The 19,220-nt window shown below is 40.0% G+C and carries 19 protein-coding genes; 4 read left to right on the top strand and 15 right to left on the bottom strand.

Features of this window, described 5'->3' with window-relative positions; translation table 11 throughout:
- Positions 1-38 precede the first annotated feature (38 nt).
- From PSE83_RS15595 to PSE83_RS15570, 6 genes are all read right to left on the bottom strand, one after another.
- Entirely contained in the window at positions 39-1,220 is a 1,182-nt protein-coding gene (locus PSE83_RS15595) for an MFS transporter (protein ID WP_036958321.1), read from the bottom strand.
- A gap of 11 nt (positions 1,221-1,231) precedes the next feature.
- Positions 1,232-2,524, bottom strand: a complete 1,293-nt coding sequence (locus tag PSE83_RS15590) for a dTDP-4-dehydrorhamnose 3,5-epimerase family protein (RefSeq protein ID WP_036958323.1) — start codon at positions 2,522-2,524, stop codon at positions 1,232-1,234.
- A 50-nt stretch (positions 2,525-2,574) separates the two neighbouring features.
- Positions 2,575-2,838: a hypothetical protein gene (locus tag PSE83_RS15585; RefSeq protein ID WP_004260915.1), complete on the bottom strand. Its 264-nt coding sequence runs from the start codon at positions 2,836-2,838 to the stop codon at positions 2,575-2,577.
- A gap of 629 nt (positions 2,839-3,467) precedes the next feature.
- The gene (gene dusA, locus PSE83_RS15580; RefSeq protein ID WP_164564514.1) at positions 3,468-4,469 is read right to left on the bottom strand and encodes a tRNA dihydrouridine(20/20a) synthase DusA; all 1,002 of its coding nucleotides are present in this window, start codon (positions 4,467-4,469) and stop codon (positions 3,468-3,470) included.
- Between the two features lie 213 nt (positions 4,470-4,682).
- Entirely contained in the window at positions 4,683-5,309 is a 627-nt protein-coding gene (gene ycaC, locus PSE83_RS15575; RefSeq protein ID WP_136134413.1) for an isochorismate family cysteine hydrolase YcaC, read from the bottom strand.
- Between the two features lie 137 nt (positions 5,310-5,446).
- Positions 5,447-5,656, bottom strand: a complete 210-nt coding sequence (locus tag PSE83_RS15570) for a YdgH/BhsA/McbA-like domain containing protein (RefSeq protein WP_004260921.1) — start codon at positions 5,654-5,656, stop codon at positions 5,447-5,449.
- 243 nt (positions 5,657-5,899) lie between these two features.
- On the opposite strand from PSE83_RS15570, the gene cbrC reads away from it, so the two are divergent.
- The gene (gene cbrC / locus PSE83_RS15565) at positions 5,900-6,487 is read left to right on the top strand and encodes a PF03691 family colicin E2 tolerance protein CbrC (protein WP_210852970.1); all 588 of its coding nucleotides are present in this window, start codon (positions 5,900-5,902) and stop codon (positions 6,485-6,487) included.
- Between the two features lie 49 nt (positions 6,488-6,536).
- Here cbrC and PSE83_RS15560 read toward each other — a convergent pair whose 3' ends face one another.
- From PSE83_RS15560 to PSE83_RS15540, 5 genes are all read right to left on the bottom strand, one after another.
- Positions 6,537-7,331 carry an inositol monophosphatase family protein gene (locus tag PSE83_RS15560; RefSeq protein ID WP_140172634.1) on the bottom strand — a complete coding sequence of 265 codons (795 nt, stop codon included), beginning with the start codon at positions 7,329-7,331 and terminating at the stop codon, positions 6,537-6,539.
- A 101-nt stretch (positions 7,332-7,432) separates the two neighbouring features.
- On the bottom strand, positions 7,433-7,906 hold the full coding sequence (locus tag PSE83_RS15555; RefSeq protein WP_094961408.1) for a DUF6882 domain-containing protein: 474 nt from the start codon (positions 7,904-7,906) through the stop codon (positions 7,433-7,435).
- 3 nt (positions 7,907-7,909) lie between these two features.
- Positions 7,910-8,845, bottom strand: a complete 936-nt coding sequence (uriH, locus tag PSE83_RS15550) for a uridine-preferring nucleoside hydrolase UriH (protein ID WP_172766788.1) — start codon at positions 8,843-8,845, stop codon at positions 7,910-7,912.
- 98 nt (positions 8,846-8,943) lie between these two features.
- A complete protein-coding gene (locus PSE83_RS15545; RefSeq protein ID WP_172766787.1) occupies positions 8,944-11,103 on the bottom strand; it encodes an ornithine decarboxylase in 2,160 nt (719 codons plus the stop codon).
- Positions 11,104-11,375: 272 nt separating this feature from the next.
- The gene (locus PSE83_RS15540; protein ID WP_096864598.1) at positions 11,376-12,395 is read right to left on the bottom strand and encodes a mechanosensitive ion channel family protein; all 1,020 of its coding nucleotides are present in this window, start codon (positions 12,393-12,395) and stop codon (positions 11,376-11,378) included.
- A 143-nt stretch (positions 12,396-12,538) separates the two neighbouring features.
- Here PSE83_RS15540 and PSE83_RS15535 point away from each other — a divergent pair, with 143 nt between their 5' ends.
- Positions 12,539-12,946, top strand: a complete 408-nt coding sequence (locus PSE83_RS15535; protein WP_094961411.1) for a DUF2750 domain-containing protein — start codon at positions 12,539-12,541, stop codon at positions 12,944-12,946.
- Positions 12,947-12,981: 35 nt separating this feature from the next.
- Here PSE83_RS15535 and PSE83_RS15530 read toward each other — a convergent pair whose 3' ends face one another.
- The 3 genes from PSE83_RS15530 to rbsK all read right to left on the bottom strand — a co-directional run bounded on the left by PSE83_RS15530 (position 12,982) and on the right by rbsK (position 16,407).
- Complete coding sequence (locus PSE83_RS15530; protein WP_036958327.1) at positions 12,982-13,998, bottom strand: aldose 1-epimerase family protein; 1,017 nt, start codon at positions 13,996-13,998, stop codon at positions 12,982-12,984.
- A 63-nt stretch (positions 13,999-14,061) separates the two neighbouring features.
- On the bottom strand, positions 14,062-15,369 hold the full coding sequence (gene fucP, locus PSE83_RS15525; protein WP_004260949.1) for an L-fucose:H+ symporter permease: 1,308 nt from the start codon (positions 15,367-15,369) through the stop codon (positions 14,062-14,064).
- 108 nt (positions 15,370-15,477) lie between these two features.
- Positions 15,478-16,407 carry a ribokinase gene (rbsK, locus tag PSE83_RS15520; RefSeq protein WP_094961414.1) on the bottom strand — a complete coding sequence of 310 codons (930 nt, stop codon included), beginning with the start codon at positions 16,405-16,407 and terminating at the stop codon, positions 15,478-15,480.
- A gap of 168 nt (positions 16,408-16,575) precedes the next feature.
- On the opposite strand from rbsK, the gene deoC reads away from it, so the two are divergent.
- Together deoC and deoR are read left to right on the top strand one after the other, a co-directional pair.
- Positions 16,576-17,244, top strand: coding sequence for a deoxyribose-phosphate aldolase (deoC, locus tag PSE83_RS15515; RefSeq protein WP_004260954.1), 669 nt, complete (start codon positions 16,576-16,578; stop codon positions 17,242-17,244).
- 55 nt (positions 17,245-17,299) lie between these two features.
- Positions 17,300-18,079, top strand: a complete 780-nt coding sequence (deoR, locus tag PSE83_RS15510) for a DNA-binding transcriptional repressor DeoR (protein ID WP_004260957.1) — start codon at positions 17,300-17,302, stop codon at positions 18,077-18,079.
- A gap of 42 nt (positions 18,080-18,121) precedes the next feature.
- Here the strand turns inward: deoR and rnz are convergent, their stop codons facing one another.
- Positions 18,122-19,036, bottom strand: a complete 915-nt coding sequence (gene rnz, locus PSE83_RS15505; protein ID WP_272660972.1) for a ribonuclease Z — start codon at positions 19,034-19,036, stop codon at positions 18,122-18,124.
- Between the last annotated feature and the right edge of the window lie 184 nt (positions 19,037-19,220).

The following is a 19,220-nucleotide window of genomic DNA, read 5'->3' as shown; positions in this document are numbered from 1 at the left end:
AAGGGGCTTTATCTATTTTTAAGATTTAATTCTAGAGCTTAAACAGAGGAAGCTATGTGCCGATAAACATAGACGCCAGATATAAAAGAAATCATTACTGCTACTGACATAAAATAATAAATAACAGTTGTTGAATCGCCAAAAAAGTATATAACCATTCCAATAAAAGGGAGCACAGACTGATTAAGCAATACAATAATAGATGAGACTCCAGCAAAATAATTTGACGGAATACATTCTATACGTACCATTCGACAAATATTTCCTGTAAAGACTTTACCAATAATAGAAATTGCGTAGAAACAAACGAATATTATAAATGATGAAGGATATGATATTAAAAAAATCGAACTCCCCGTAATAATCAGAACCGCGCTAAGTAGAAGTTTTTTCCGCTGAATAAAGTGAGTTAATGAACTATAGAGATAGGTTCCAGTGACACCACAAAGGCCAGCCGCAACATCAATAAAACCGAAATACTTCGCAGGAAGCCCCATTTCTTTGTCAATCAATGCCGTACCACTCGATTCAATAATGCTATCAAACATATTATTACCAATGGCGAGTAATACGGTTAAAAACAATATTGGTATAGAAAAAATATAGATAAAATGGTGTTTGAACAGCCCATTTTCCTGACCTGAAACATTCTGATTATCTTCATGCTTCATATTGCTCAATTCTTTTTTCTTTAAAATAAAAAAAAGAGCATTAATAATATAAAGTAAAAGTGGAATGATAAGTACTGTACGAATCCCATAGTCGATAATTATCATGCCAATCAATGGACCTACTATCATTCCAGAAAAGTCCATTCTTGATATTAAATTAACATGATATTCCTTTTTGTAACTTATTAATGAGATAATTTTCTCATAAGAAATAATAGTTTGAGAGTTTCCTATTGATATTAGGCTACCCACAATACCAAATGCGACTGCAATTATTAGGTCTGAAGAAAAATCATTGAAAGCTAAAAATAGACATCCTATTGATTTGATAACATCAGATAAAATAGAAAGTGGGCGTACTCCAAGTCTATCAATGTATTTACCAATAAGTGGAATAATTAATATTCTTGGTAACCACCATAGAGCATAGGATAAACCTGAATATTCAATACTACCTGTTAACTGGTAAACTAGAACTGGCGTGAGAAAGACCATAAGGCCATCCGCAGTAAGTACGCAAAAAAGCATTAAAAAGAATAGGTTGCTCATAACTTATATTTTTATACCTTCTCCTTCAATAACACTTTAACATATCGACCTAACTTATCATCAAATACCACTACTGATTTAGGTGTGTTGTGCGTGGGTGCCTCTCTGACTATTTCCTTCTGCTTCTCAATCAGAAACTCATAGTATTTTTTATCTGCTTTGATATTATTTGTCTTATAACTCATATAATTTAGATTTTTTATTGGCCAGTCTATTACATCATGACCAGGAATATATTCTTTATCCTCACTGATATAAATAATCGGTCTATTAACAGTAACCACGCCAGCCATATTCATCAGGGCATGCGCTACACCACATGGAATAACTAATTCCACATTAGGCAAAGGAGTGAATGTTATTTCATCTTCAACGAAAATAGTATCCGAACCTTCCCTCATATCAACTAGCTTTAGTGTAATTTGATGTTCGGCTTTACCCAGAAAAGTTAAATGGTCTTCTTGGCCCAAATGTAATCCATAAGAATCAAAATCGTAATGTTCATAACCATGTTCTACAATATACATCGGTGACATTCTTGTCAGTGGGACAATTCCACTGTATTTCCCTGTTTTGACTGATGGAATTTCTTTAAATTCAACACCAATAATTATTGAATTAGGTAGAACCAAAACCTCATCATCATTAATTTTCTCTCTGATACGTACATTTATTTTGCTTCCATCATCTAAGTTAAGCTCTCGAGTTTCAAAATGTTGAAATTTGTGTTTCATTAAATTTTTATGCTGATATTCAGCAATACGATGATAAACAATATCAGCTGCTTCTTCTGTCATTGGAAAGTAGCCAGATACCTCTAAAGGATGAACATTTTCTGGTATATTTATAACATCATTGTCAGGAAACCAAGTAAGGTCAGGTCGCGATAATGTTTCAATATCAGGAAGAAAAAGTGCATAGGAATTAATTGTGAATATATTTTCCAGATTATGAAATGTATGAGCAATGCCAGGTGGAATTACAAGTGTTTTTGCCGAAGATGGAGTAATATTAAATTCCAATGACACTCTGAATGTGGGGGAATTTGCACGGCAATCGATGAATTTTGCAGTTATGATTTGCTCTGTATTTCCGATGAAAGTCAGCGTATCTTGCTGGCCTAAATGAATCCCATACTGACCGTATTTAAATTCATGCTCACCATGATAGATAATATTTATAGGGTAGGTAGTAACGAAAGGAATAACATATGAGTCTGACTTTCCATTATTAACTCTCCATCGTGAGATCCAATGTAACCCTGTAATAGTTATTTTTTGGTTGAGATCATTAATTTCATCCATATAAAACCTCATTTAAGGTGGCAGCCCTAACCTACAGGCCGCCAAGATAATTAAATATTGACCACTTCTATGTCATAACCTGCACTTTCTGCACTTTTTATTAGTTCGCTTAGGCTACTTGTATTAAGTTGATAATATTTATCATCTGCTGGTGCATTTTTGATTCCAGCCAGATAAGCAAGCTTATCTAAAGCAACAGTTGCCACAGATTTTGTCTGTAGGATCATGTCAGTAAAACTATTTCCTTCTGCATTTATTACTTCAACACTTTTTGGAGATTTGTATAGGCGGGCTATATTTTGAATTTCGCTCATATGAGCTCCTTACTTTAGATTAAAAAGTATATAGGTATGTTTATGTCATGAAGGTGAAATGAAACATTAAAAAAACATTTCATTAACACTTATAGCATCGACATTTTTATTCTGTCAATAACCAATTAGTTTTTTAATCCAAAAAACACCAAAATTTCGATATTAATATTCACATATATTTAATATGAAATTATATAATAAACATAGTAACAAATATCCATTCAAGAAATAGAACTTACCATTCACTAGATCTTTTATATTCAAGAAATGTCATTGTAGTCTGCGATTGACGATAATTGGCTTTTACATAATCGATTCTCTCGATGGAATTTTCGCCAAGGAAGCCCATCAAATAAAGAATGAAATGAGTAAAGAAAATAGAGAGGATCGCTGCATATGTCACCCCTTTTCAAAGACCTAAGCCAGCGAAAGCTGGCTTAGGTGTTGGCAACGTGCGAAATCAATAAGATATTAGTATTTCAATGAATTACATAACCGTATGCATTTAAACATTCCTATACTTGTTCAATTAAGATCGCACTCAAACTGAACAAATATTATACAATCCATAAAGTTACATAAAGTAACTGTAATTGAGCTAGAGTTTTGCCTTTACGAGTAATTTATACTCACTCACCACGCGTCACAAATTCGAGAGCTTGCTCAACAACGGCTAAGTCAGCCCCTTTTTTATGCGCATTTTCACTTAAATGACGACGCCACTGACGTGCGCCGGGGATACCTTGGAAAATCCCTAACATATGGCGGGTCATATGGCCTAAATAAGCGCCTTTCGATAACTCTTTTTCGATGTAAGGGTACATCGCTCTAACAGCGTCAACACCATTAGTGACAGGAAAGTGCTCACCAAACAATTGGTTATCAACCGCCGTTAAAATAGACGGGTTTTGATAGGCTTCGCGCCCCACCATGACGCCATCTAGGTGTTGAAGATGCTCTTTTGCTTCTTCCAGCGTTTTGACTCCACCATTAATCGCCATGGTCAAATGAGGAAAATCACGTTTTAATTGATAAACTCGCGGGTAATCAAGTGGTGGGATTTCGCGATTTTCTTTTGGGCTAAGGCCGGACAACCATGCTTTACGTGCATGGATAATAAACATTTCACAACCGCCTTTATCAGAAACGGTTTCAATAAAATCACATAAAAACGCGTAGCTGTCTTGCTCATCAATACCAATACGAGTTTTTACGGTTACAGGAATAGAAACCACGTCTTGCATGGCTTTCACACAATCAGCAACAAGCTGTGCATCTCCCATTAAACAAGCACCAAAACGCCCATTTTGTACGCGATCTGATGGGCACCCCACATTTAGATTAATTTCATCATAACCACGCTCTTGTGCCAATTTGGCACATTGGGCTAATGCAGCAGGGTCGCTACCACCAAGTTGTAAGGAAACAGGATGTTCCTCCTCACTAAAAGCAAGATAGTCCCCTTTTCCGTAAATAATCGCCCCTGTTGTGACCATTTCGGTATACAGCAAGGTGTTTTTGCTTAATAAGCGATGAAAATAACGGCAATGGCGATCTGTCCAATCGAGCATAGGGGCAACGGAAAATCGGTTTAGGTTGGTGTAGCCTTGTTTTGAGGTATTTTGATGCATGGTGGTCTTGTGTATTGAAATCAAATGGATAGCCCCCAAAAGTAAGGAGCCAAGCAAAAACAGCAGGCTATTATAACATAGAGCGAATTAAGTGCGATGATGACGAAAATGAGCGGCTGAACTCAGTTAATTTAACGAAATAACCCCCGATATGAGCAATGTCGTATCGAGGATTTTTAAACCAATTATGTCATTTTAATACCCAGTTACGCACTATTTTTTCGCAGAAAGCAGTGCATAGCTGGTCATTAAGTTGCGGTAATCAGGGATATGGTTTGAAAACAAAGTGCCTAACCCTTCCACATCATTACGCCAATCACGGTGTAATTCACAAGCGGCACCAAACCAGCTCATCAATTGAGCACCTGCTTTTGACATTCTATCCCACGCGGCATCACGTGTAATCGGGTTAAATGTACCTGAGGCATCAGTGATCACAAAAACTTCATAGCCTTCTTCCAGTGCAGATAGTGCAGGAAATGCCACGCATACTTCTGTCACAACACCGGCAATAATCAGCTGTTTTTTACCTGTGGCTTTGACAGCTTTAACGAACTCTTCGTTATCCCACGCGTTGATTTGACCAGGGCGAGCAATGAAAGGGGCATCAGGAAATGTTTCTTTTAATTCAGGAACTAACGGGCCATTAGGACCATTTTCAAAAGATGTAGTCAAAATAGTTGGTAAGTTAAAATATTTTGCCAAATCGGCCAGTGCTAACACGCTGTTCTTGAATTTATCTGGGTCTTGGTCACGAACTAGCGATAACAAACCCGTTTGATGGTCAACAAGTAATACAGCTGCATTATCTTTATCTAGGCGGTTATATTTGAAACTCATATCAACGACTCCTCAATGATTAGAAAAGTACTCTATGTGGGTTCAGATAAAACAAAAGTGGTATTTAATCTGCTTATCGCGCCTAAAACACCACTTTTTATCAAAAATATTTCAACAAGATGAATTCACACAATTCGTTATTTAGTTTCTGCGCTCATTGTGACAAAATTCCCCATACGAGCACTGGTAATTGTATAGCTATCTGCGCCCGCTGCTTTAGCTTTAGCTGCAATTTTCGCTTCTGTTGAAGCTAGCGTATCACCTGTTGCGGTGATTGTTGCTGCTGATGCACCAAATGCGACAAAAGATAATACAGAAGCTGCCATCAAAGTTTTTAACATGTTCATAGTCTAATTCCTTCATTTTTTATTCGATGAGACAACCCTTGTTGTCTGCGATGAAGGCATCATATCGACAATGTTATTTAGGTTAAAGCTAATAATATAGCTCAATTTATTCAAATTAACTGAACAATGTACTTTATCTGAAACTCACAATGGAATAAAATCGAAAGATATAATCAAGCAGCCTTGTGGTATGCTTTCCCAAAGTTGGTTTACTTCTCGCGCAACCTTTAATAGGAACTGTATATGCCACTCAATAACCGAACACTCCCTACATTTAGGTACCACCCGAACCCTATTGAAACAGAAGCTTTTCTGACGGATAAAACAGTAACCTGTGATTGTTGTAAGCAACCTACTGATATTTATTATGAAAGCCCGTTTTATTCTACTGAGGATATTGATGCTTTGTGTCCTTGGTGTATTGCTGATGGTTCTGCCAGTGCAAAATTTGATGGTGAGTTTCAAGACCCTGCCAGTGTTGAAGGTATTGATTGCGAATATGACGAGGACGGCGAGTTTTCACATACTCTAAACCCCTACCCTACTGAAATGTTTGATGAACTAATTAAACGAACACCGGGCTATCAAGGGTGGCAACAAGAAATTTGGCTCGCACACTGCCAAGAGCCTTGTGAATTCATAGGCTATGTTTACTGGGATGACATCAAAGATAGACTCGATGAATTTGTTTCCCTTGAAAATGATATCGCTGATTATGGTTTTTCAATTTCAGAGCTCGCGAATATTCTCCATCAAGACAGCGCTGCTCAAGGTTATTTATTCCGTTGCTTACATTGCAAAAAACTACGTTTGCATTTTGATTTTAGCTAATTTATATCAACTAAATCGCGTGAAGAGGCTTATCTTCACGCTCTCATCTTCAACTATTCATCAGTTCAATAATTTGCTCCGCTAATTCTGGCGTTGCGGCTGATAGCAAGCTTCCCGCAAACATGGCTTGCTTACGCTGTCCATTTAATGCACAAACTTCCCCGCCCGCCTCTCGGATACACGGAATAAGCGCCGCACTATCCCAAGGTTTCATAATGGTATCAATCGCACCATGAATGCGACCGCTGGCAACCATGGCATGCTGATAAGCGTCATTAGCAAAAATGAAATCCCTTGCTTGGCCCACAACCGCATCCAAATGATAAATTTGCGACCCTTCTCGGGAATTATAATTACTATTATGAATGCCTGATGCGCTTACCACTGCTTCTGATAATGATTTAGGCGATTGGCTTTCGAGTTTAAGCTGTCTTGGAGCCTGACTAGCTGTTTGCACCCAGCACCCTTCCCCTTGTGAGGCAAAGTAGAGTGTGGATATCGCGGGAAAACTAATCACACTAAGTAATGGTTCCCCATTTTCCACATAAGCAATTAACGTACTAAATAACGGCACTCCATAAATAAATGCACGCGTACCATCAATCGGGTCAATTACCCAACCAGAACTGAATTGCTGCTCACCGACAAAGCCAAACTCCTCACCTAAAACAGCGATATTCGGTGTTTTTTGTGCAAAGAATGCCCTAATTTCTTCTTCAACTCGGGTATCCGTTTCCGTAACTACGGAACGATCGGGTTTATAATCAAACTTTCCCGCCCCTTCAAAAGCGTCTACTGTCATGGTTTTGACTAATTTAGCAGCTTCGAGTGCAATATCTAACATGACCAAGCTCCCCATTGAAAAAGAAAATGAGTATAACGGATAGGTTATGGAATAAAGGCGCTAAAATGCCTTATCGACCAGAGATAAAGCACCAATACAACCTAAATTTGTTTAAGAGAAACTTCACCAAATGTCATAAATACCAAAGTATGCCCCGCAATTCCACGGTACACCCCTTGCTGATTATTGAGTTCGCAAGCCAATGCCGTTAATTGCCATGCGTCATACTCCTCAATTTGACTAATGCGGGCGGTTAATAATGCGTTGTCTTTCCGCTCGCCATAAGCTTTCACCGCGATTGCATCTTGTGTTAAAGCGCTGTCGATAGAACTGTTTGCCCAGCTCCACATCCAACTGCCTTGGCTTTGGTCATAAGTACCAACAATTTGAACGGGCGCTGTTGCCATTATATTATCAGGCGCATGAAAAATAATGGTTCCTTCGTCTTGGTTCACTGACCAATCGGCTTCATCTAATTTCCATGTATCACAATGAAATTGGTTTTTGGCCTGTAACGCATTCATGCTACGTTCAATTAATGCCTCATAGGGCATTTGTTCTATTTCATTATCCATTTATTACCCAATATTTTTTAATGCGTCGATAATTAACTGCCAAAATTTATGATGGTCTAATTTAACAGCAACTTGAGTATGGCAATTTTCAGGCGCAGGATGGCGGAAGTCAGCCACTGTCATGCCTAACGTGTGCGTCCCAGTCAGTTCAATATTTACAGGCACTTTTTGTGTGGTCATTACGCTAGGGTCAATAACATAAGCAACCGCACAAGGGTCGTGTACTGGCGGAGCATCAAAGCCTTGAGCTTGCTTGTACATTTTCCCAAAAAAATCCAGTAGTTCGACGACAAATTGCGAACAATCACTACCAATCGCAGCAATTTGCTTCACTACATCAGGAGTTGCTAGCGCTTGATGGGTAAGGTCTAAGCCCACCATGGTTAACGGCCATTTTTCATTGAAAACAATATGAGCCGCTTCTGGGTCAATTTTGATGTTAAATTCAGCTACCGCACTCCAATTCCCAACATGATAGCCCCCTCCCATCAGCACCACTTCTTTAACTCGTTCGACAATGCGAGGCTCAAGACGAGCAGCAAGCGCAATATTCGTTAATGCGCCAGTAGGAACTAAAGTCACCGTTTTAGGCGGGTGAGACATAATGGTTTCGATAATCAGTGAAACTGCATGTCTTTCATCAAGCTTCAATGTTGGTGTCGGTAATACAGGCCCATCAAGCCCTGATTCCCCATGAATATCAGGCGCAACTTCAATTTCCCGAACTAAAGGGCGTACCGAGCCTGCGGCAAATGGAATACCGCTAATCTTCGCCATTTCAGCGATAGCTAGTGCATTATGAGTGACTTTTTCGAGGGTTTGATTACCAGCAACGGTTGTTACCGCCAATAATTCAATGTCAGGGTTACCATAAGCCAGTAATAAAGCGATAGCGTCGTCATGGCCGGGGTCACAATCGAGGATTATTTTTTTGCTCATACCTTACCTTATTAAAATTGGAGTCAGAAATGGCACTGACCCCAATTTAACCAGCTAGCAAGGTAAAATCTATGCTTAATATCTGAATACTTAGAAATTTATTTTAAAACATGCGCATAGACACGTTTTTTCTCACCTTCATTTTTCGAAATATACACACCTTGTAACTCAGGAGCAAAGCCCGGTAATGCATTAATACCCGTTTCTAGTGCTTTGAAATAACGCAGTACTGGCCCCGACCATACTTCCCCAGGTACGACACATAATACGCCCGGTGGATACGGTAATGCCCCTTCAACGGCAATACGCCCTTCCAATTCATCTAATGGCAATAATTCACAGTTACCACGAATAAACTCTAAATGTGCTTGTTGAGGTGCCATTTTCACTTCCGGGAAGTGAGCTTTACGGAACATCTCTTTTTGCAGCTGTTTAATATTGTCATTAACGCTGAGTTGGTGCATCTCTTGGCATAAACGGCGTAATGTATAACCCTGATAATGGTCTTGATAACGCTGATAAACCGAAGGCAATACATCTTCTAATAACGCATCTTCATCCAGTAGCTGTTCGAAACGGACTAAATGGGATACTAGCAGTTCCAGTTTTTCACGGGTTTCTGCGGGTGTTAACAAAAATAAAATTGAATTTAAGTCACATTTTTCAGGGATCACGCCGTGTTCACGTAAAAAATGCGCCAAAATCGTCGCAGGCACGCCAAAAGCGTCATATTCTCCACTTTCGACATCAATACCTGGCGTCGTTAGCATCAATTTACAGGGGTCAACGAAGTATTGGTCCTGTGCATAACCATCAAACGCATGCCAACGTTCTTGCGGTATGAAGTTAAAGAAGCGTTGCTCAGCAGCGATTTGCTCTGTTGGGTATTCGTGCCATAACTTGCCATCAACGATTTCAGGAACAAAAGGCTTAAAATAACGGCAGTGCTGAAGTATCGATTTTCTTACCTCAATCCCCACTTTCACGCAGTCCATCCACATCATTTTGCCTGCATCACCTTGGTGAATACGTGCATTGACATCTAAAGAGGCAAACAAGGGATAAAATGGGCTCGTCGAAGCGTGCATCATAAAAGCATTGTTGAGTTTTTTGTGTGAAACAAAGCGCTCTTGCCCCTTGATGTGGTTATCTTTTTTATGGATTTGTGACGCTTGTGAGAAACCAGCCAGTTGTTTATGAACTGACTGAGTCACCATAATACCGGGGTCATTTTCATTTAATTCAAGTAGCAATGGCGAGCACTGGCGCATCATTGGAATAAATTGTTCATACCCCACCCACGCAGAATCAAATAAAATGTAATCACACAAATGGCCAATTTTATCAACCACTTGCCTTGCGTTATACACAGTACCGTCATAAGTTCCAAGTTGGATCACCGCTAAGCGAAATGGCCGTTGGGCTTGTGCTTTTTCAGGCATCACTTCTTGGATAAGCCCACGTAAATAACTTTCATCGAAGCAGTGCGCATCAATACCGCCAATAAAGCCAAAAGGATTACGTGCCGTTTCTAGGTAGACCGGTGTTGCCCCCGCCTGTATCAGCGCCCCATGGTGGTTTGATTTATGATTATTACGATCGAACAAAACTAAATCACCCGGTGTTAATAGCGCATTTAGCACGACTTTGTTGGATGATGAGGTGCCATTTAAGACAAAATAAGTTTTGTCCGCATTGAAAACTTTCGCGGCAAATTTTTGTGCCTCTTTCGCTGCGCCCTCGTGGATCAATAAATCGCCCATTGCCACATCGGCATTGCATAAATCGGTACGAAACAGGTTTTCACCATAAAATTGATAAAACTGCTCCCCTGTTGGGTGGCGACGGAAAAATTGGCCGCCTTGGTGCCCCGGACAGGCGAAAGTCACATTATGGCCCGCAGCATAATCCATCATTCGAGCAAAAAATGGCGGTAATAACTGCTCAAGGTACTGATTTGCAGCATCGAGCAATTGACGACTATTTTCTTCACGAGCAGCCGGGGCTGGCGGTAATAGCGCCGTTAAATAAGGTGGTAAATTTTCATCGGTTGGCAGCTGTTTATCACTAATGATAAACAGCGGAATACTCAGCTGACTCTCAACAACTCTTTCCCACAGCCCTTGGTTGGCATCTTGTTCAGATAGCACGACAGCGGCAATATTGTTTAACTGTGCATCGCGAATATCTACCCACTGAAATTCATTAGTGAAATAGATTGCGATCCCCTGGCTACATGCCACATTGATTTTGTTCATAGCAGTCTGGCTCTTAGTTAGCTGAGGAAAAGAGGCGGACAATATACTTGATAGATCAGGGAATTGAAATGACTAGCATGGTAAGAAAAGAGGGCAAGATTTGGAAAGTCGAATATATTTTATAAGCCACTGGTTAATAGCATAAAAATTCTATCTCATCACAACCTGCTCCCCCATACTTCAGGCCGTCATAAAGATAATAAAAAGATAAATTAACCAATTAACCCTGTGAACACCACAAATTAATCGGTCAATTTATCCGTAATGGGATGTTAGTTGTTTTTTTCCACATACAAAGTCTGTGATGGGAATGCAAAGTCCGCATCGTGGCGTTTAACTATCTCAATGATCTTCAAATACACCGCTTGCTGTGCGGCTAGCCATTCAGCCCAAACCGTTGTTTTGGTAAAGCAATACACCATAATATTTAACGAAGAGTCGGCAAAAGCATCGAAATAAACAAGTAAGGTTTGGCTGGTATCGATATTCGCATCTTGTTGTAACATCGTGCGGATATCATCGACAATAGCTCCAATTTTGTCTGAATCTTCGTAACGCAAACCAATTTCAGTTTTGATACGTCGGTTAGTCATGCGCCCCGGGTTTTCCACACTAATAGAAGAAAAAACCGAGTTGGGAATGTATAGCGGACGGTGGTCAAACGTAATAATTTTAGTGATCCGCCAGCCGATTTCAACCACCGTGCCTTCAATGTTTCTATCCGGTGAACTGACCCAATCACCAATATTGAAGGGCCGGTCAAAGTAGAGCATTAACCCAGAGAAAAAATTACTCAGGATATCTTTACCGGCCATACCGATAGCAATACCGCCAATCCCGCCAAACGCCATCAAACCAGAAAGGCTCATCCCAAAATGCTCGCCAAACAGCAGTACCATAATGACAAATATCGCTGTTTTAAACACGCGGGCAACAATACGTGCCGAAGTGGGGTCACTGCCTTTTTTAATCTGTGCTTTTTCTAGTCGGTTCGCTAGTTGGAACAGTTTTCGCATTAAAATCAATGCAATCAATGAGATGGTAATAAAATTAACCAGAGAAGTGGAAATAAAGGTTAAATCAAAATCTTTTGCGGCCATGTCTACATATTGAGCAATAACAATAACCACGCCACACAGCACAACAGTTTGAATCACATTGATCAAAATACTTTTGCGCTTATGTTTATGCTTACGGCGTTTATGTACAATCTCAAAAGCTAAATAGATTGCGAGAAAAGTCGCAATTAAGGTCATACCAATCGCATATTTTTCAAGTAATGCTTCTATCATTTCTAACCGCCCTAAAATTTACCTGATAGATCTTATTTTTATTTGTTTTACTGTGTATTGTTTTTCGTTATCTTGTTATTAAGATAACAATTATAAAGATAATTTTCCCAATAATTATCAGGTACTTTTTAGATTATCCAATAATGAATAACAACCTATTTTCCCCAAATGATAAAGAAATAAAAAATGTCCATGCGCTTAGACCATACCAACAGTATAACTATTTTGTCGGTAAAATCGCTGACTGGGAACAGGTATGGAGCCTCGGTGATGGGAAAAATCTCGTTACCGCATGGAATGATGAAAAATGTCTTTTTCTCCCCCTATGGCCTGCCAAAGCATTTGTTGAGTTGTGTTTAACGGGTGAATGGGCAAATTTTACGCCAATGCTATTTACCCTTAAACACCTGATGACAGAAATTCTGCCTGATATGCATGAAGCAAATATTAAGGTTGCATTGATGATGCAGTCTGATGGGGAAAAAACATTAGTTTATGATGCTGCGGCGCTTCTACGCGATTTAGAAGAAGAATGTCAGCAATATGAGTAAAAGGCAGCAATGTGCTGCCTTTTTAAAGTAAAAAACTACTTTTCAACACCAGTAGTGACAGTAAATTCACGAGTTTGCCCTGCCTCTAACCAAATCAGTGTTTGGTTATTTTTCGCCGCAAGGAAACCTTCTGGACGACAAGTTGCAGGGAGTACAAATGCGCCAACTTTTTGGTCACCATTATACAAAATCCAACGAGTTGCATAATTTAGCTCATTAGATTTAAAACGCGTTACATACGTATCTCCTGCGGGTGAAACCATTCTAAACTCAGGCGTTGCGGTATATTGACTAAGATCATCCATAAAAAACACAATTTCAGGGTCACACATTTGTGGCTGATTAAGCTGATTTAATGTGACTTTGCCAGATTTCAACGCTTCATTAAATGCGAGCCATTTTTCAGTTGGCTGTACATGCCCCGGTATTGATTCACGCAATTTAATCGCATTTTCGGGGATATTTTGTGTCAATGTTGCATTCTCCACGTAAGCATAATTCATATGGCACATATATTGGAGAGGCATAGGCACCGATGCTAAATTGGTGACTGACATATGAATATCAAATAATGCACTATCTGAGTTTAATTGCACTGACGGTGTCGCACGATAATGATGACCAAAACCCATCACATACTCATATTCGCCGACGACTTTTAAACTTTCGCCAGTCAGTTCAAGCCAAGCGCTATCCATTGCTGCACAAGGCATTTCCCCATGTAATGGATGTGAATCTTCTGGTGAAGGGCAACCATTACTGATTAAACCTGAATGGAATGCAAAGCAACCGTAGGTTTCAACTACCGTTGGAACACGTTTTGGCGCTGAAAACATATTTTCCATTTTCAGATTTTGGCCACAAAATTGTGCATCCCAAATCATTTGTCCTAAAAAAGGTAAAATCGTTAAATACCCTTGCTGATTTTCAATTCGTAGCCCTTCCACGCCAGTTTGGTAACGAAATGCAGTGGCAGTAAATTGGTTATTTTTTAAAATAAGCGTCGGGTTTTCCGTAAATAAGCTTTTGTGAAGAGGTATCAATGTATTCATTTTCATACTCACGGTTTAATAAGATAAATGGAATTGGGTAGCTCACACTACCCAATTTGAGCACTATTTTGCAGCTTGTTTGGCTTTAAAGCGGCGTTCACCAACGAAGTAAATACCGACATACACGAAGCACAGCATGGAAACGAGGAATGAAAGTTGTAATGAGTGCAGCATATCTGCGACATAGCCTTGAACGGCAGGAACAACCGCAGCACCGACAATCGCCATCACAATGACCGCCCCAGCCATTTCGGTATGCTCATTATCAACGGTATCCAAAGTACCTGCATAAATGGTTGCCCAGCAAGGTCCAAACAAAATACTCACCATGACCGCTGCATACACCGCAGTGAAACTCGGAATAAACGCAACATAAATCAGGAACAACGCCCCAATCACCGAGTAGATAATTAGGACTTTTTCTGCATTAAAGCGAGTCATTAGAATATTGGCGATAAACTTCCCAATAAAGAAACAGGCAAAGCTATACACCATAAAGTTTGAGGCATCGCGTTCGTTAATATCCCCCATCTCTAATGCGAGACGAATGGTAAATGACCACACAGCCACTTGCATACCGACATATAAAAATTGGGCAATAATTCCTTTTCTAAAGCGGCTATTTTTCGCTAAATATTTTAAGGTTTCTACCGCGGTTGGGCGTTTATGATCTTGAGTTTCTGCCACTTTACATTTAGGAAACTTGGTGATAAGGAATAAAATCATTACCACAACCAATACCATAATCATATAACGGTAAGGTTCGAGAGTATTTTCCAACATGGCTAAACGGAATTCATGAATTTGTTCCGCATTCATTCCTGCCATTTGGTTTTGTAAACTATCCCCCTCGGAAAATACCAGATACTTACCTAGCAAGATCCCACCCGCTGCGCCAATTGGGTAGAAAGTTTGGCTAATATTTAAACGCAATGTCGCGTATTGTTTAGGCCCTATCATTGAGCTATATGTATTTGCTGCGGTTTCAAGGAAGCTTAAACCAATCGCAATGGCGAAAATAGCTGCCAAGAACATGGTGTAAGTCGCCATATGAGACGCAGGGAAGAACATACTGCAACCCGCGATGTATAGGATCAGCCCCACCATAATGGCATATTTATAACTGGTTTTTTTGATCACTAACGACGCTGGAATAGCGATTAAGAAATAACCACCATAGAATGCACTTTGCACTAAAGCAGAGGCGAAGTTACTGAGTTCAAAGACACTTTTAAACTGTGTGATTAAAATATCATTTAATGCTGCTGCACATCCCCACAATGGGAACAGGCACGATAGTAGGATAAATTGGAATAGAGGAGTCTTACTCAGGTAGCCATCCGGTAACTGAGTGATGTTCTTAATGTTCATAGTAACCCTTATATTTTTATAATTTATACCCGATGAGTGGCTATGTGGCTCTGATGACCACTTAATTATTCAAAGGGTATATAGCTACGTTGGACTATTATTATTTAGCTATTCATTAGCTGTGTTGATTTGCACAAATTCATTAAATTGCTCAACACTTGGATAAGAAGATTGAGTCCCTTTCCCTGTCACACTGAAGGCCGAAAACATCACTGCTTTTTTCAGTGCTTCTTCAATATTCCCCGTATGGACATAGTAATGAGAGAAACAGCCGATAAAGGCATCCCCTGCACCACTGGTGTCAATGGCATTCACTTTAATTGCGGGTATATGTAACTCACTGTCGCGAGTCATCCATAACGCCCCTTTATCTCCTAATGTCACGATGACATTTTTTAACCCTTTATCCAGCAAAGACTGTGCGGCACGACGGATGTTATCCATCGTGTCTACTGGCATATTGGTTAAAATTTCTAATTCCGTTTCATTAGGTACAAAGAAATCACATCGGCAAGCAAAATCGAGATCGAGCGTACGTTGCGCTGGAGCTGGGTTGAGCAACACTGGGATCCCATGTTTATTGCCGAATGAAATTGCGTGATAAACCGTCTCAAGCTGGACTTCTAATTGCAGGACGATCAATTTACATTTTTTCAGATCTTCCGCTGCGCGATCGATATCTTCAGGTGATAAAAATTTATTCGCCCCTTTGACGATCAAAATGCTATTTGATGAATTTTGATTAACAAAAATAGGCGCGACACCACTTGAGGTACAAGGTACTTTTTCCACATAACGAGTGTTAATACCGTAAGACTCAAGATTGCGGATCGTATTATCTGCAAAAATATCATCGCCGACTTTGGTTAACATGATCACTTTTGAATTTAACTTAGCAGCAGCAACCGCTTGGTTCGCACCTTTACCACCGCAACCAATTTTGAAAGCTGGCGCTTCTAACGTTTCGCCTTCTTTTGGCATTTGATCGATATAAGTGATCAAATCAACCATGTTTGAACCAATAACTGCTATATCCATAATGTCCCTCGTGTTAAATAAATCACATAATGATATGATAGTAACATTATCATGTTGCAAAAATATCATTTGTGATTAGGATCTCGAATAACGAATGATCAAGTGTTATATCTACCACATTTCCTCATTCTTTGTTGTCTATCCCACATTTATATAGGAAAGTTGAAAATGCAAGACTTAGCAAAATATATTGATCACACTTTACTTGCTGCGAATGCGACTGTCAGCGATATTACTAAACTGTGTACGGAAGCTGCTGAACACCATTTTGCCTCTGTATGTGTAAACACAGGTTATGTTCCTTTAGCCAGCGAACTTTTAAAAAACAGCGACGTTAAAGTTTGCTGTGTGGTAGGCTTTCCACTAGGGGCATGCTTAACTGAAGCCAAAGCATTTGAAGCCGCAGAAGCTGTCCGCCGTGGCGCTGATGAGGTCGATATGGTTATCAACATTGGCATGCTAAAAAGTGGCGACTTAGACTTTGTCCGTCGTGATATCGAAGCGGTATTTGCAGCCTGCGGTAAAGCAACATTAAAAGTTATTTTAGAAAACTGCCTATTAACTGATGAAGAAATTACACAAGTTTGTGAAATTTGCCGCACAATTAAAGTCGGTTTTGTGAAAACTTCAACAGGTTTCAGTACAATGGGTGCAACAGAGCACCATGTCGCCCTGATGCGTAAAGTGGTTGGCGATGAAGTCGGTGTAAAAGCCTCCGGTGGTGTGCGTGACCGTGAAACCGCAATTAAAATGATTGAAGCTGGCGCAAACCGTGTAGGTGCCAGCGCGAGTGTATCAATTGTCACAGGAACGGCGACCAAGCCGAGTGACTACTAAGTGATGGGGCGCGGTCTAACCGCGCCAATTTTGTGCATTTAAAAAGGATTGTAGGGTGATAGAAACTAAACAAAAAGAACGCCTTCGCCGTTTAAGTGAATGTTTAAAGCGTTCAGGACGCATTCATTTAAAAGAAGCCGCTAGAATACTCGAAGTTTCAGAGATGACTATCCGACGAGATCTCAGCGCAGACACAGAAGGCCCTATTCCTATGTCACTCCTTGGCGGCTATATTGTTTCTGTTACCCAACCAGCCAACTTAGCTACCCAAGAGCCGCAAGCCGATGTTTTTACCCCAGACCAGACCGAAGAACTATATATCCCTAATCTTGCCGCGAGTATGGTGACAGAAGATGATGTGATCTTCTTTGATAATGGCATTGAAATGGCCACCTTGATTTCACTCATCCCCGAAGAGATTAATTTCACTGGCATTTGTTACTCACATAATGTTTTTCTCGCCCTTAGCCAAAAGAAAAATGCCACCGCGCTTTTATGTGGTGGGGAGTATCGCCCTAAAAGTGATTCTTTTTACAACCCTTCACTCCCTTCATTACTTGATTCAATCAACCCTAAAAAAGCCTTTATTTCAGCGGCTGGCGTGCACGGAAATTTTGGCGTAACTTGCTATAATCTCGATGATTTACCAATGAAGAAAAAAGCGATGGAAAAATCTATCCGTAAGATTTTACTCGCCCCTTATAACCTGTTCGATGAAGTCGCGACCGCCAATATGGGGGAATTATCACAATTTGATGTGATAGTCACAAATAGGCAGCTTTCTGATGAATATGAAACATATTGCCGTAATGGCTTTGTGAAAGTGATTTATTAAAATCGCCAATAGATTTAGCGGACAATATCTTGCCCGCTAACATTAAATCTTCACGGTTAAATAGTCTTCTGCAATTTCTGTTGCGAGGAACACCGATTGGCACTCTGCAAGCAATCTTGGTATATCTTCACTCACGTAACGACCACTAATATGGGTTGCGATAAAACGCTTAACCCCTGCCGCGCGTGCTAGCTCAGCCGCTTGTACCGTAGTCGAGTGGCCACGCTCATTGGCTTTTTGAGCAAATTCAGCCTCTAAGGTGGTTTCATGGATCATCACATCGGCATTTCTCGCAAGCTCCAGTGCTTGTTCTGTTGGTTGAGTATCACCAAAAATCGCAACGACTTTACCGGGAATAGGCTCACCAAGGTAATCAGCCCCATTCACGACTCGCCCATCATCAAGAACGATGGTTTCACCCGCTTTAAGCGCTTGCATCCAAGGGCCGCGAGGAATATTGTCATTGGCTAATTTGACTGCGTCTAATGCACCACTTTTTGGATGTTCTTCAATACGATAGCCGTAGCACTCAACACGGTGGTCAAGAGCATAAGCCGTCACAATTAACACCCCATCATCAAATAACTGCCCAGCTTCAATTTCAACGATTTCCAACGGGTATGTCATATAAGACACACTCACGGCTAATACCGTTTCAATATAGTGTTTTAACCCTTTTGGACCATAAACAGTCAGTGGGTCTGTTGCCCCACCCATTGAGCGGCTACATAACAAACCGGGTAGACCAAAAATATGGTCGCCATGTAAATGGGTAATAAATATTTTCTCAATTTTTGGCGTTTTAAATGGGCTATTTAAAATGCGATGTTGTGTCCCTTCTCCACAATCAAATAACCAGTAGCTTTTACGGATACCGACTAAATTTAATATCATACTGGTGACATTGCGCTCTTTTGTCGGCACCCCAGCACTGGTTCCTAAAAATGTTAACTCCATAACTTCCTCATCTAATTTGTTGTTTTTATTATGGTAAGATTTTTTCCAATAAAAAAATCATTTATTTTAATCTGTATAGTATTCCGTATTTTTTGATTATCAACCAAAGCCAGTTATTCCAAATATTTCCAATATACAAATCGTATTTCCATATTCATCCGATCAATTCACAAGCACTGATCAT

This window comes from Providencia sp. PROV150 (assembly GCF_028481025.1).
GTDB classification, from domain to species: Bacteria; Pseudomonadota; Gammaproteobacteria; order Enterobacterales; family Enterobacteriaceae; genus Providencia; species Providencia hangzhouensis.
Note: the sequence above shows the minus strand (reverse complement) of the source record. Positions and strands in the feature narration are given on the sequence as shown.

What these genes read in the sequence shown, in the direction of transcription:
- uriH (WP_172766788.1), bottom strand. Translation starts at nt 8,845, where the DNA reads ATGAGCAAAAAAATAATCCTCGATTGTGACCCCGGCCATGACGACGCT.
- PSE83_RS15540 (WP_096864598.1), bottom strand. Translation starts at nt 12,395, where the DNA reads ATGATAGAAGCATTACTTGAAAAATATGCGATTGGTATGACCTTAATT.
- fucP (WP_004260949.1), bottom strand. Translation starts at nt 15,369, where the DNA reads ATGAACATTAAGAACATCACTCAGTTACCGGATGGCTACCTGAGTAAG.
- cbrC (WP_210852970.1), top strand. Translation starts at nt 5,900, where the DNA reads ATGCCACTCAATAACCGAACACTCCCTACATTTAGGTACCACCCGAAC.
- PSE83_RS15555 (WP_094961408.1), bottom strand. Translation starts at nt 7,906, where the DNA reads ATGGATAATGAAATAGAACAAATGCCCTATGAGGCATTAATTGAACGT.
- PSE83_RS15590 (WP_036958323.1), bottom strand. Translation starts at nt 2,524, where the DNA reads ATGGATGAAATTAATGATCTCAACCAAAAAATAACTATTACAGGGTTA.
- rnz (WP_272660972.1), bottom strand. Translation starts at nt 19,036, where the DNA reads ATGGAGTTAACATTTTTAGGAACCAGTGCTGGGGTGCCGACAAAAGAG.
- PSE83_RS15585 (WP_004260915.1), bottom strand. Translation starts at nt 2,838, where the DNA reads ATGAGCGAAATTCAAAATATAGCCCGCCTATACAAATCTCCAAAAAGT.
- PSE83_RS15560 (WP_140172634.1), bottom strand. Translation starts at nt 7,331, where the DNA reads ATGTTAGATATTGCACTCGAAGCTGCTAAATTAGTCAAAACCATGACA.
- PSE83_RS15535 (WP_094961411.1), top strand. Translation starts at nt 12,539, where the DNA reads ATGAATAACAACCTATTTTCCCCAAATGATAAAGAAATAAAAAATGTC.
- rbsK (WP_094961414.1), bottom strand. Translation starts at nt 16,407, where the DNA reads ATGGATATAGCAGTTATTGGTTCAAACATGGTTGATTTGATCACTTAT.
- PSE83_RS15530 (WP_036958327.1), bottom strand. Translation starts at nt 13,998, where the DNA reads ATGAATACATTGATACCTCTTCACAAAAGCTTATTTACGGAAAACCCG.
- PSE83_RS15545 (WP_172766787.1), bottom strand. Translation starts at nt 11,103, where the DNA reads ATGAACAAAATCAATGTGGCATGTAGCCAGGGGATCGCAATCTATTTC.
- ycaC (WP_136134413.1), bottom strand. Translation starts at nt 5,309, where the DNA reads ATGAGTTTCAAATATAACCGCCTAGATAAAGATAATGCAGCTGTATTA.
- dusA (WP_164564514.1), bottom strand. Translation starts at nt 4,469, where the DNA reads ATGCATCAAAATACCTCAAAACAAGGCTACACCAACCTAAACCGATTT.
- PSE83_RS15595 (WP_036958321.1), bottom strand. Translation starts at nt 1,220, where the DNA reads ATGAGCAACCTATTCTTTTTAATGCTTTTTTGCGTACTTACTGCGGAT.
- deoC (WP_004260954.1), top strand. Translation starts at nt 16,576, where the DNA reads ATGCAAGACTTAGCAAAATATATTGATCACACTTTACTTGCTGCGAAT.
- PSE83_RS15570 (WP_004260921.1), bottom strand. Translation starts at nt 5,656, where the DNA reads ATGAACATGTTAAAAACTTTGATGGCAGCTTCTGTATTATCTTTTGTC.